General features: G+C 66.7%; 12 protein-coding genes. 4 read left to right on the top strand and 8 right to left on the bottom strand.

Going from position 1 to position 12,837, the window contains the following annotated elements; genetic code table 11:
- Positions 1-19 precede the first annotated feature (19 nt).
- The 4 genes from fabF to gmk all read left to right on the top strand — a co-directional run bounded on the left by fabF (position 20) and on the right by gmk (position 4,390).
- The gene (fabF, locus tag CI41S_RS19845; RefSeq protein ID WP_139861223.1) at positions 20-1,285 is read left to right on the top strand and encodes a beta-ketoacyl-ACP synthase II; all 1,266 of its coding nucleotides are present in this window, start codon (positions 20-22) and stop codon (positions 1,283-1,285) included.
- A 126-nt stretch (positions 1,286-1,411) separates the two neighbouring features.
- On the top strand, positions 1,412-2,671 hold the full coding sequence (gene mltG / locus CI41S_RS19840) for an endolytic transglycosylase MltG (RefSeq protein WP_139482975.1): 1,260 nt from the start codon (positions 1,412-1,414) through the stop codon (positions 2,669-2,671).
- A 170-nt stretch (positions 2,672-2,841) separates the two neighbouring features.
- Complete coding sequence (locus tag CI41S_RS19835; RefSeq protein WP_139861222.1) at positions 2,842-3,729, top strand: YicC/YloC family endoribonuclease; 888 nt, start codon at positions 2,842-2,844, stop codon at positions 3,727-3,729.
- Positions 3,730-3,736: 7 nt separating this feature from the next.
- Positions 3,737-4,390, top strand: coding sequence for a guanylate kinase (gmk, locus tag CI41S_RS19830; protein WP_139861221.1), 654 nt, complete (start codon positions 3,737-3,739; stop codon positions 4,388-4,390).
- 4 nt (positions 4,391-4,394) lie between these two features.
- On the opposite strand, the gene CI41S_RS19825 is transcribed toward gmk, so the two are convergent.
- The 8 genes from CI41S_RS19825 to CI41S_RS19790 all read right to left on the bottom strand — a co-directional run.
- Positions 4,395-5,468 (bottom strand): hypothetical protein, encoded by a 1,074-nt coding sequence (locus CI41S_RS19825; protein WP_139861220.1) that lies wholly within the window; start codon positions 5,466-5,468, stop codon positions 4,395-4,397.
- Positions 5,469-5,625: 157 nt separating this feature from the next.
- Positions 5,626-6,126 carry a hypothetical protein gene (locus CI41S_RS19820; RefSeq protein ID WP_139861219.1) on the bottom strand — a complete coding sequence of 167 codons (501 nt, stop codon included), beginning with the start codon at positions 6,124-6,126 and terminating at the stop codon, positions 5,626-5,628.
- 34 nt (positions 6,127-6,160) lie between these two features.
- Positions 6,161-7,525: a caspase family protein gene (locus CI41S_RS19815; RefSeq protein WP_139861218.1), complete on the bottom strand. Its 1,365-nt coding sequence runs from the start codon at positions 7,523-7,525 to the stop codon at positions 6,161-6,163.
- 135 nt (positions 7,526-7,660) lie between these two features.
- Positions 7,661-8,719, bottom strand: coding sequence for an alcohol dehydrogenase (locus CI41S_RS19810; protein ID WP_139861217.1), 1,059 nt, complete (start codon positions 8,717-8,719; stop codon positions 7,661-7,663).
- A gap of 20 nt (positions 8,720-8,739) precedes the next feature.
- A complete protein-coding gene (gene rsmA, locus CI41S_RS19805; RefSeq protein ID WP_139861216.1) occupies positions 8,740-9,594 on the bottom strand; it encodes a 16S rRNA (adenine(1518)-N(6)/adenine(1519)-N(6))-dimethyltransferase RsmA in 855 nt (284 codons plus the stop codon).
- A gap of 93 nt (positions 9,595-9,687) precedes the next feature.
- Positions 9,688-10,686 carry a 4-hydroxythreonine-4-phosphate dehydrogenase PdxA gene (gene pdxA, locus CI41S_RS19800; RefSeq protein WP_139861215.1) on the bottom strand — a complete coding sequence of 333 codons (999 nt, stop codon included), beginning with the start codon at positions 10,684-10,686 and terminating at the stop codon, positions 9,688-9,690.
- Positions 10,687-10,703: 17 nt separating this feature from the next.
- Positions 10,704-11,651 carry a SurA N-terminal domain-containing protein gene (locus CI41S_RS19795; RefSeq protein ID WP_139861214.1) on the bottom strand — a complete coding sequence of 316 codons (948 nt, stop codon included), beginning with the start codon at positions 11,649-11,651 and terminating at the stop codon, positions 10,704-10,706.
- Positions 11,652-11,712: 61 nt separating this feature from the next.
- Positions 11,713-12,837: LPS-assembly protein LptD (locus tag CI41S_RS19790; RefSeq protein WP_139861213.1), on the bottom strand; the 1,125-nt coding region annotated here is incomplete at its 5' end.

The raw sequence follows: 12,837 nt of genomic DNA, 5'->3' as shown, positions 1-12,837 counted from the left end.
GCGGGCCGGAGACTTTGATATGAGGCGAGTTGTCGTCACGGGGCTGGGCATGGTTACGCCACTCGGCTGCGGGGTAGACGCAACTTGGACGCGCATTCTCGCCGGACAGAGCGGCGGCAAGAAGATCGACACGTTCGACGTGTCCGACCTGCCGAGCCAGGTCGCCTGCTTCATCCCGCGCGGCGACGGCTCGAACGGCACCTTCAATCCCGATCAGTGGATGGAGCCGAAGGACCAGCGCAAGGTCGACGAGTTCATCCTGTTCGCGATGTGCGCGGCCAAGCAGGCGCTCGACGATGCCGACTGGCATCCGCAGTCCGATGATGACCAGTTTGCGACCGGCACGATGATCGGCTCCGGCATCGGCGGCCTTACCGGCATCGCCGAAACCGCGATCCTGTTGAAGGAGCGCGGACCGCGCCGGGTCTCGCCGTTCTTCATTCCGGGCCGCCTGATCAACTTGGCGTCCGGCTATGTCTCGATCGAGCATGGCCTCAAGGGGCCCAATCATTCCGTCGTCACGGCGTGCTCCACCGGTGCGCATGCAGTCGGCGACGCCGCGCGGCTGATCGCGCTTGGCGATGCCGAAGTGATGGTGGCGGGCGGCGCCGAATCGCCGATCTCGCGGATCGGCATCGCCGGCTTCTGTGCGGCGCGCGCGCTGTCCACCGGCTTCAACGACACGCCGGAAAAGGCTTCGCGGCCCTACGACAAGGATCGCGACGGCTTCGTGATGGGCGAGGGCGCCGGCGTCGTCGTGCTGGAGGAATACGAGCACGCCAAGCGGCGCGGCGCCAAGATCTACGCCGAGGTGACCGGCTATGGCCTGTCGGGCGACGCCTTTCACATCACCTCGCCGCCGCCGGACGGCAATGGCGGCTTCCGCAGTATGAGCATGGCGCTGAAGCGCGCCGGCCTCACCGCCTCCGACCTCGACTACATCAACGCACACGGCACCTCGACGCAGGTCGGCGACGAGATCGAGCTTGCCGCGGTCGAGCGTCTGCTCGGCAACGCCGCCTCGAAGGTGTCGATGTCGTCGACCAAGTCGGCGACCGGACATCTGCTCGGTGCGGCCGGTGCGATCGAGGCGATCTTCGCGATTCTCGCGATTCGCGATAATGTGGTGCCGCCGACCATCAATCTCGATAACCCGTCGGTGCAAACGGCAATCGATCTTGTGCCGCACACCTCGCGCAAGCGCGATGTGAATGTGGCGTTGTCGAATTCGTTCGGTTTCGGGGGCACCAACGCCTCCGTGATCGTGCAGCGCGTGACCAATTAGTAGTGCTTTAGACCTAGTCCACCGTTTTGCCGTATTCGGCGGCGACTCCTAAGAGCGGGCGTATGCTATTGGCAGGGCAGGGGTTTGTCCGGCCACGATTGAAACCGGCAGGATTGGTTTGCATCGATGAGTGAGAGGCCGCCCATTTCACCGAGGAGCCCGCGTGCCGCGCTGGAGCCTGAACAGGTTCCGCCGCCGCCGAAACGTTCGGACCGTGCCCGCAATCCTTTCGTGATCGTCGGCAACGCCATCTTCACGCTGCTGATCATCCTGATGATCGGCGCGGGAGCTGTGTATTACTACGGCAAGCAGACGTTGGAAGCGCCGGGGCCGCTCCAGGAAGACAAGATCGTCAACATCCCGGCCCGCGCCACCAAGCGCGACATCGCCGACGCGCTGTCGCGCGAGGGCGTCATCAACGTCAATCCCTGGGTCTTCATCGGCAGCGTGTTCGCGCTGAAGGCCAGCTCGGATCTCAAGCCCGGCGAATATTCGTTCCAGAAGAATGCGAGCCTGCGCGACGTCATCGCGACGATGGTCGAAGGCAAGGTGGTGCAGCACGCCGTCACCATTCCGGAAGGCCTGACCTCCGAGCAGATCGTGACGCGGCTTTCCGACAACGACATCTTCTCCGGCTCGGTGCGCGAGATCCCGCGCGAGGGAACGCTGCTGCCGGAGACCTACAAATTCCCGCGCGGCACCACGCGCGACCAGGTGATCCAGCGCATGCAGCAGGCGCAGAAGCGCGTGCTCGCCGAAATCTGGGAGCGCCGCAATCCGGACACGCCGCTGCGATCGCCGGACCAGCTGGTGACGCTGGCCTCGATCGTCGAGAAGGAAACCGGCCGCGCCGACGAGCGCAGCCGCGTCGCCGCCGTGTTCGTCAACCGCCTGCGCCAGAAGATGAAGCTGCAGTCGGATCCGACGATCATCTACGGCCTGGTCGGCGGCAAGGGCACGCTGGGACGGCCGATCAAGCGCAGCGAGATCACGCAGCCCTCGCCCTACAACACCTATGTGATTGAAGGCCTGCCGCCCGGGCCGATCGCCAATCCCGGCCGCGCCTCGCTGGAGGCGACCGCCAACCCGGCGCGCACGCGCGACCTGTTCTTCGTCGCCGACGGAACCGGCGGCCACGCCTTCACCGAAACCTACGATCAGCACGCCAAGAACGTCGCCAAGCTGCGCGCGTCGGAAAAGCAGATCCAGAACGACACCGTCGAGCCGGCGGATGATCCGCCGCCGGCGGCAGCAGTGCCCGGATCGGCCGACACCAATCCTACGGCGGCGACGCCGCCGAAGCCGACCAATCAGAAGAAGCCGCCGCGCGGCGGCCGTCAGGGCGCGGCGCAGCAGACCACTTCGCCGCCGGTGGTGCAGCGCTAGAGCATGATCCGGAAAAGTGTGAAGCGGTTTTCCGAACAGATCATGCTCAAACAGCGAGGGTGGGAACGTAATTCCACCTTCACGGAATCCGTTTTAAGGTCGCAGGCGACTCCGGACGAGTCCCGTCGGCCCGGTTGAGTCCATATCCTTCTGCTGGAGAATTTTACGCGATGGCGCTGTCGAGCATGACTGGCTTTGCCCGAAGCCATGGCGCGAGCGGTCCCTACACGTTCGAGTGGGAGCTGAAATCGGTCAATGCCAAGGGCTATGACCTGCGGTTGCGGCTGCCGTCCGGCTGGGACGAGCTGGAGGCGTTCGCCAAGAAGCGCGCCGGCGAGCTGCTCTCGCGCGGCACGGTCTACGCCAATCTCAGCGTCAAGCGCGCCGATGCGGCGCAGACCATCCGCATCAACGAGGACGTCCTGGCCGCCGTGGTGAAGGTCGCCGGCACGCTCGCGCAGCGCATCGACGCGGTGGCGCCGAGCATCGACGGCCTGCTCGGCATCAAGGGCGTCATCGAAGTGGTCGAGCCCGAGAGCAACGAGGACGAGGACAAGGCGGCGCGCGAGGCGGCGGCCAAGGCGTTCGAACAGGCGCTCGACAGTCTCGTCGAGATGCGCCGCCGCGAGGGCGATGCGCTCGGCCAGATTCTGATGCAGCGGATGGACGAGATCGAGGGGCTCGCCCGGCGCGCGGAGGCGGCACCCGGCCGCAAGCCCGAGGCGATCAAGGCGCGGCTTGCCGAGCAGATCGCGGCGCTGCTCGAGACCTCCGACCGCTTCGATGCCGACCGACTCAGCCAGGAGGCGATCCTGATCGCCACCAAGGCCGACATCCGCGAGGAGCTCGACCGCATCGCCTCGCACATCGCGCAGGCGCGCGAGATGATCGGCAAGGGCGGCCCGGTGGGGCGGCGGCTCGACTTCCTCGCCCAGGAGTTCAACCGCGAGGTCAACACCTGCTGCTCGAAATCCAACGACGTCGAACTGACCAATACCGGGCTCGCGATGAAGAACGTGGTCGAGCAATTCCGCGAGCAGGTTCAGAACCTGGAGTGAATGAACCATGACGGCGCAGGGTTTTGACGGCGTTGAGCGGCGCGGACTGATGTTCGTCCTGTCGTCGCCCTCGGGCGCCGGCAAGACCACGCTGTCGCGCATGCTGATCGACCGCATGCCGGGGCTGAAAATGTCGGTGTCGGCGACCACGCGGGCGAAGCGGCCGGGCGAGGTCGAGGGCCGCGACTACTTCTTCGTCGCCAAGGCGAAGTTCGAGCAGATGGCCAAGCAGGGCGACCTGTTGGAATGGGCAACCGTGTTCGACAACCGCTACGGCACGCCGCGGGCGCCGGTCGAGGCTGCGCTGGCGGCCGGGCAGGACGTGCTGTTCGACATCGACTGGCAGGGCACCCAGCAGTTGCGCGAGAAGGCGCGCGCCGACGTGGTCAGCGTCTTCATCCTGCCGCCATCGGCGGCCGACCTCGAGAAGCGGCTGCACACCCGCGCGCAGGATTCCGAGGAGGTGATTCGCGGGCGGATGAATCGCGCCACCCATGAGCTCAGCCACTGGGCCGAGTACGACTACATCGTCGTCAACCAGAACGTCGACGACGCCTTTGCCGAGGTGCAGTCGATCCTGAAGGCCGAGCGGCTCAAGCGCGAGCGCCGCACCGGGCTCACCGAGTTTGTGCGCGGCCTGCAGCGCCAGCTCGAGACGTAACGCCTCAGTTCGTTGCGGTGCTGCGCGCCAGCCGCTGCAGCATCGCGGCGATTTGCTGGCTGTCCGCCAATGTCTGGTCCTGGTCACGGTCCGAGGTCCGGTCCAGATCGCGCGGAGTCTCGCGACGGGCAATCGGCGGCTCGGCACGGCGCGGCGGCATTTCCGACAGGCGCAAGGGGCGTTCCCAGGTCATGCCCATCGGCGGCGCAGGCTCGGTGGAATCCCACGGGGCGCGCCACTCGTCGGTGGTGTCGTAGGGCGGCGTGCGGGTGCGGGTCTGCCGGAAGACCAGGGCGGTCACCAGCCCCGCCAGCGCCAGTGCGCCGATCATCACGATCAGCAGCATCTGCGTGGATGACGAGGTTTTCTCCGGGGGCGCTTCGGCGGCCACGGGGGCGGCCGGTGCGGGGGCCGCCTGCTGCTGCTGTGCGTCGGATTGGGCGACGACCTGCGGCTGGGGTGCCGAGCGGCGCGTTCCATTGCTGCCAGCCATGCTCGACGAATCCAGCCATCGCGTGTTGACCGACGAGGACTGGCCGTTGGCGTCGCCGGGCGCCGCCGGCACGTCGGAGGTGGCAGCCGGGCCACTGGTCTGCGCGTTGGGGGCGGCGGGGGCCGGCACGGCCGTCGTGGCCTGCGGCGAGGGCCACTCGGCATGCGCATCGGCAATCGACTTGCTCATTGCCGGCTGCGGTTGCGGCTGAGCCTGCGGCGGCGCGGCATCGGCAGCCACAGCGTCCGGCGTGGGCGCCGGTGCGGGCTGCTGCTGCGCGGTTGCGGTCTTGGCTGCGCTATCCTTGGCGGCGCTATCCTTGGCCTCGCCGAGATACCAGCACTTGCTCTTGGTCTTGCGGTCGAGATGGTAGCGCCAGTGGCTGCCCGCAGGGGCGCTTCCCTTGGGCGCGGAAAGGCAATTGTCGGCCGTCTGGGCGGCTGCCGGCTTGATGTCGGTCGGCTTGGCGTCGGAAGGCTTGGCGTCGGAAGGCTTGGCGGCATTCTGCGCCACGGCGGTAAAATTGGCGCCGGCCAGGATGCTGGCGACGAGCGCCGCAGCAAATTTTGCTGAACGTTGTGACATATGCGTCCCCCGGTAATTTCTTTACGCAAACGCTGGTGACCTCAATCTCGGTAAAGAGTTGGGTCGCAATGCGCCGCAAATCCGGAAGGCATAGGGCTTAATTGGGGCTCGCGGCGCGCCGCAATTGCGGCACGCCGGCGGCCAAAATTGGCTGTCGTTATTGCTTGATCGCAGACCAGGTTCCGCTGCAGCCGTCGGAGCGGCGAAACGTTCCCGCGCCGCTGCGGCCGGACACGCGACCCGAACCGATCGAGGTCAAGCCGTTGGCCTGGAACACCGACCGCGCCGCGCCACTGGCGCTGACGGATCCTGTGAGGCCTTCGCCGATGATCCGGCCGCTGGTGATCACGACCGCGCCGGTGGAGGTGCCGCCGCAGCCCACCGAGGTCACGACCCAGGCACCGTCGACACTGCCACCGCCGCCGCTCTTGCGCGCGGCGCGACGCGGCTCTTCCGCCTCGTGCCGGCTGCGCCGCGCCGGGCGGCTGGATTCGATCGCGCGCGGCGTCTCGCGCGAGCCGGAGAGCGATTTCTCGTCATTGCCGACGCTGCCGCCGCTGCTGCCGGATTGCGCCAGCGCGACCGTTGAACCGAGGGCGGAAAGCAGCAGGCTGGAAAACAGGGCAGTCCTAAATCCGTGTCGAACCATGTTTTGCATTGTTGGCTGTGTCCAATGTTATCGCGAGCAAAATTCAATGTCCAAAGCCGTTGGCGCAGACGGCATCGATAATGCGGCAGGATTTCCCGGCTCGGCCGCATTCGTCAAGCGCGGCGGTCTTGGCGCGATCGAGCGTGTCGCGCTGGATCAGCGACCAGGACTTGCTCGAGGCCGCGAACGCGCCGCAGCGCGAGCCGTAAAAGGAAAGTTCGAGGGTGCATTTGGCGCCGCCGCATTTGCTGCGCGCGTCCTCGACCGCGGCGCGGCGCGACGAATGCTTCCAGGAGATGCCGAATTTGTCGATGTCGGGACCGTAGACGATCGAGCCCCAGGGGCTGAGGTCCTCCATCTTGCGCAGCCGCGTCAGCACGCCCTCGGTGGCCTCGCCGGTCGGCGTCATCGCGACCTTCTCCTGGAATTTGCTGATCGCGGCGCGCATGCCGTTCTTGCTGTCGGACGGATCGGGATCGAAATTGTGCTCGTAGAGCCGGTCGCTCAGCTCGCGCAGCAGCGCCGCGTTGTTGATCGGGACGCGGTCGGGATCGGGCCGCAGCGTGCTCGGCAATTGCGGATCCGGCGGCGGCGCGACGGCGACCTGCGGCGCGGCCGGTGCGTTCGGCGGCACGAAGTAGAAGGTACCGTCGATCGGCGAGGACGACACCCAGGGCTGCTGCGAGCCGCCGGTGGCGCGTTTCACCGCGAGCCCGACCTGGTTGAAGGTCTGGAAGATGTCGAGGCCGGCCTGCTTGATCGTCGCCGCCAGCGCCTTTGTGTAGGGGCTGTGACCGTCGGTGCCGTCCTGCGCGACATTGCCCGGCTGCGTCGCGTAGGAGATCAGCGTGCCCTCGGGCGCGCGCATCTGGGCGAGGCCGCCGTCGGCGGCGCGCAGTCCGCGGCCGCCGAACGGGTTGTTGCGGCAGGCGTCGAGGATCACCATGTTGAGCCGCGTTCCGGCACCCTGCATCTGCCTGAGCACGAGGTTGACATCCAGCATCTGGAAATCGACGTCGGCCTCGCGGGTGGCGTTGGCGCCGATCGGCACCAGGTAGTTCGAGCCGGCGACCTGCACGCCGTGGCCGGCGTAGTAGAACAGCGCGACGTCGGCGCCCTGGACCTGGCGGCCAAAACTCTGGACCGCGATATCCATCGACGGCTTGTCGAGATCGAGCTGGGCGCGTCCGCCGATCAGGGTGAAGCCGAGGCCGGCCAGCGTCTCGGCCATCAGGACGGCGTCGTTGCGGGGATTATCGAGCCGGGTGACGTTCTGGTAGGCGGAGTTGCCGATCACCAGCGCAATGCGCTTTTCCGCGGCCGCGTGAGCCGCGCCAATCAACGCCGGCAACAGCAGCGCAAGCAGCGCCGCCACGGCCAGGCTCCTGCGTTGCGCAGAAGCGCGCATGCCCCGGTACCTCTCAGCCTCGCCGGTAGAATACCAGCGAGTCCGAGCAGAAAAAAGCAGGTGTCAGATGCCGGGAGGCGCGACCAATTGCGCACGTCACACTGCCGCACACAGTGTGTGCGACGTGACCCGCGGCTAGTTCTTCAGGACGATGCGGCCGACCACCTTGCCGGCGCGCAACTCATCGATCCATTTCTGGACGTCGGCCATCGGCTCTTCCTTCATCGGCGTCGGCTTGATCTTGCCGGCGCGTGCGAGTGCCATCAACTCCTGGCCCTCGGCCAGCGTGCCGACCATGAAGCCCTCGATGGTCATGCGCTTGTAGACCCACTGCACCATCGGCAGCGTGAACTGGCCGCCCATCAGGCCGGACACCACGACCTTGCCGCCGCGCGCCACCGTCGAGACCGCGAACGCCATCGACTTCTCATTGCCGGCAAAATCGACCACGCCGTCAAAGCCGCCGTCGCTCTCCTTCAGCATGCGCTTGACCACGTCGGGCTCGGCCGGATCGTAGGCGACCGCGGCGCCGTTCTTGAGCGCGGTCTCGCGCGCCGCGGGGCTGAGATCGGCGACCGCGATGTTCTGCTTGAACATCGCCTGCGCGAACGACAGGCCCATCATGCCGACGCCGCCGAGGCCGATCAGCAGCAAATTGCGCTGGCGCGGACGGTCGACCAGGCGCTTCAGCGCGCCATAGGCGGTGACGCCGGAGCACATCAGCGTCGCGGCCTGATTGACCGGCAGCGGATCATAGTCGAGCAGGTATTTTACGTCGGGCACCAGCACGTGGGTGGCAAAGCCGCCGTCAATGGAGACACCGAGGAAGCGCTGCTTGACGCAGAGGTTTTCATCGCCGGCGAGGCAGTCGCGGCACTGGCCGCAACCGATCCACGGGAAGACGGCCTTCCTGGTCCCGATCAGGCCCGTCGGCGCATCGGGGCCGACCTCGTCGACGACGCCGGCGATCTCATGGCCGAGCGTGAAGGGCAGGGTCATGCCGCGGGTGGTGTCGAGCTTATTGCCGCCGCCGAGATCGGCGTAGCCGTCCTGGATGTGGAGATCGGAATGGCACAGCCCGCAGCGTTCGATGCGGACGAGCACCTCGCGGCCCTGCGGTTTGGGTGTGTCGACGATGGTCTCGCACAGCGGCGCATCGAACTTGACGAGGGATTGGCGAACCATGCGCGCCATTACGTTTCTCCTGGTGTTTTCTATTTTGTCGACCGTATATCGGCCAATTCACGGGCCATGGCAACAAAGCCCGTCACCGGAATGGTTTCGGCGCGCCGCGTCGCATCGATCCGGGCGGCGGCGGCAAGCCTGGCAGGATCGGCGGACAGCGATTTCAGGCTCTGGCGCAGCATCTTGCGGCGCTGGCCGAACGCGGCCGCGGCGACCTGCTCGAGCATGCGGCGGTCACAAGGCTCGGGCGCGGCGCGCGGGATCAGCCGCACCACCGACGAGGTGACCTGCGGCGGCGGCACGAAGGCCGCGGGCGAAATGTCGAACAGGATTTTGGTCTCGGCCCGCCAATTGGCGAGCACCGCGAGCCGGCCATAAGCCTCCTCGTCCTCATGGGCCGTGATGCGCTCGGCGACCTCGCGCTGAAACATCAGCACCATCGTGTCGTACCAGGGCGGCCACGGCTCGATCGACAGCCAATCGACCAGCAGCTGGGTCGCGATGTTGTAGGGCAAATTGGCGACGATCTTGGCCTTGCCGCCATCAAGCAACGGGTGAGGATCGAAACGCTGCGCATCGCCATGCACGATCTCGATGCGGCCGGGATAGCGTTTCACGATGTAGTCGAGCGCGGCAATCGCCCGCTCGTCGCGCTCGATCGCAATCACGCGTTTGGCGCCGAGCGCCAGCAGCGCGCGCGTCAACCCGCCGGGGCCGGGGCCGACCTCGATCACGGTCGCGTCCTCGAGCGGGCCGGCGGCGCGGGCGATCCGCGCGGTGAGGTTGAGATCGAGCAGGAAATTCTGGCCGAGCGACTTGCGCGCCGACAGCTGATGTTCGCGAATGATGTCGCGCAGCGGCGGCAGATCGTCGATCGCGCTCACGAGAGCATGATCCGGAAAAGTGGAAACCGGTTTTCCGAGAAGATCATGCTCAAGAGAAGAGTCGAGCTCATGATGCGATTTCCTGCAATCGCATCATGAGCTCGATGCCATGCGCGCGGCGAGCCGCAGCGCGGCGACGAGACTCGAGGGATTGGCCTTGCCGGTGCCGGCGATGTCGAACGCGGTGCCATGATCCGGCGAGGTCCGGATGAAGGGCAGCCCGAGCGTGACATTGACCGCGTCCTCGAACGCCACGGTCTTGATCGGGATCAGCGCCTGGTCGTGAAGCGGACAGATCGCGCAGTCATAGGTCTTGCGCGCGGCGGCGTGGAACATGGTGTCCGGCGGCAGCGGGCCTCTGGCGTCGACGCCGTCGCGGCGCAGGATCTCGACCGCCGGCGCGATGATCTCGATGTCCTCCATGCCGAGCGTGCCGTCCTCGCCGGCATGCGGGTTGAGGCCCGCGATCGCCAGCCGCGGCGCCTTGAGGCCGAAATGCGCCGTCATGTCCGCGACCACGATGCGCGCGGTCGACACGATCAGATCGGTCGACAGTTGCGCCAGCGCCTCGCGCACCGAAACATGGATCGTCACCGGCACCACCGCGAGCGCCGGCGACCACAGCATCATCACCGGCTGCGGCGTCGCTCCGCCTGAGGCCGCAAGCTCGGCGAGAAATTCGGTGTGACCGGGATGGCGGAAGCCGGCGCGGTACAGCACGTTCTTGGCGATTGGATTGGTGACCACGGCGGCGGCCCTGCCGGACCTGACGTCGGCGACCGCCTGGCGGATCGAGGCGAGCGCAGCGGCGGCGCTGGTGTCATCAGGCGCGCCCGGCCGCGCCGTCGCCGCCTTGCCGGTCGCAACGACGGGCAGGGCGCGCGAAAACGCCGAGGCTGCCTCGTCGGGGCCGACATCGGCGAACTCGACCGCGAGCCCGAGCGTCCTGGCGCGCTCGGCAAGCGCGGCGCGGTCGCCGAGTAGATAGAACGGCGGCAGATCGAGTTCGCTGCGGCGCAGCCAGGCGGCGAGGGTGATGTCGGGTCCGATGCCTGCGGGCTCGCCGGATGTCAGCGCGAGAGGTCTTGCCATGCGGGAACGATAGTCGATTATTTCCCGCCTGGGTATTCGATCATCGCGGCCTTGCGGACTTCCGCCAGATAGGCCTTCGACTTCGCCTCGTACTTCTGCACGTACATCTTGTCGCGCACCTCACGCTTCTTGGGCGTGTCCACGGTGGTCGCCTTGCGGCCGCACAGGGCGACCATTTCGACGCCCTGCTTGGTGACCTCGGGCGCGGTGAGATGGCCGATCGCGGTCTTGTCGAGGATGTCGCGCAGCGCCTGCGGCAGGTCGGCCGAGGTCTTGACGACGATTTCGCGGATCGCGGCGTTGCGCATCGACTTGAAGTAGGAGTTGGCTTCCTCGCAACTGGTCACGCGTTCGCGCAGGCTCTCGGCCTCCTTGCGCCGTGCGTCGTATTCGGACTGCGGCGCGCCGCGCGGCACGATCAGGACTACCGGCTGCATCCGGTACTCGAAGGCTTCGGCTTCGGCGGACCCGCCGGCCTCCTTGACCGCGGCCGCGACATCCTTCTCGCCGACCTGCAGGCTCTCCTTGAAGCGGCCGCGTACCAGGTTGCTCCAGACCATGTCGGCCTTGATGCGCTGCCTCAGCGTGTCCGGCCGGATGCCTTTGCTCTCCAGCACCTTGGTGAGCTGGTCGCCCGACAGCCGCATCCGCTGCGCCATTCCGTTGAACGACTGATCGACGTCGCTGGCGGAGGGATCGACGCCGAATTTCTTGGCTTCCTTGATCTTCACCTTCTCGTCGATCAGCTCGTCGAGAATGGCTTTTCGATCCGGAGCCTTGGCGCCGGAGAGCGTATTCAACTTGACGCGCTGCTCGATGTCGAAATTGGTGATCGGTTCGCCGTTGACCATCACGGCAATGGTCTGGGCGTAGAGCGGGACGCCGCCTCCGAGCAGGAGGACGAGGGCGAGCAGCGAACTCGGCAGGAGCGACGTGCGGCGAGTTGGCAGCCAAGCGGTCGTCATGATCATTTCAGCGGTCTAAACCCTATTCAAGCCCGGAGCCGCGGGCATCGCAGGCTCCGCGCTACTGGACGCCGGTCGCGCTGTTCGTCAGCGACGACTGCGCGATGGTCCGCAGGCCAATCTGGAACATGAAAGCATGGCTAAGCGTGGGCGGCGCGGTCCCGGCCACGTAAGTATAGGACGTGACATAGTTGGCAGCCAGCACGAAACAGTCGTCCACGTAGCCTGCGCCGACCACATACTGGTTGATCTTGTTCGCTTCAAGGTCCCAGCGCGCGGCGCCTTGGAGCACCCAGTTCGACGCCACCTTGACCGACCCGCTGGTGAGAATGCCCTCGCGGCGCGTCAGGTATCCGAGTTCCGGCTGGGCCGCATAGTTGCCGTACATCATGCTGACCGACCAGCGATCGAAGTTGGCGGTCCCTTGAGCCTCGAACCGGTTGACGTTCCAGGTCGCCTCATCCATGCGCGAGCGCACGCTGAACGTGAAGGTCCTGTTGGGCGAATAGGCGAGACTTGCGACATAGTCCGAGCGCGGGTTCTGCAGGCCGGAGTCGACGCCGGTGTTGGTGACGTCGGCAACCGCGAACGAGTTCAGCCCGAACAGCTGGTAGGACTGGCCGAACATCGCCTTGATGCTGCCGCCGCGATCGAACTGCGTCGTCGCCTGCACGCCGACATTGGCGCGGCTGCCGCCCTCGACGCGGTCGTAGCCGGAGAACTTCTCGACCGCAAACAGGTTGCTGGTGTCGAACACCAGGCTCTGCGCGTCCTCGTTCGGCAGCCTGCCGGCGTTGGGCTCGTTGGGCCGGATGATGACCTGGGCGATCGGCTCGACGGTGGTCGTGCCCCACGGCTGCACGTTGATGAAGGGATAGCGGTATTCGAGGCCGACGGTCGGCATGAAGCGCACCGTCTGGGTGTCGCCGACCGGCAGGAAGTTGGAAACGCCCGGCTGATTCGAAATATCGGCGTTGATGGCGTCGGCGCGCACGCTGGCGAACGGCGTCCAGATCTGGCCGAACGGGTCGGTGAACGACTTGCGCCACTGCGCCTCCGCCGTCAGGCGGGTGTAGGTGCCCGGCATGCCGCGCAGCAGGCACTGCGACGGCGTCCGCGCCAGCGGATCGGCGGACGTGAGGCTGCACAGCGCGCTGGTGCTGGCGAGCGTCGTGATCGGATCGAA

It is taken from the genome of Bradyrhizobium ivorense, assembly GCF_900696085.1.
GTDB lineage: Bacteria > Pseudomonadota > Alphaproteobacteria > Rhizobiales > Xanthobacteraceae > Bradyrhizobium > Bradyrhizobium ivorense.
The sequence above is the reverse complement of the archived record's forward strand: the minus strand, read 5'-3'. Positions and strand labels throughout refer to the sequence as shown.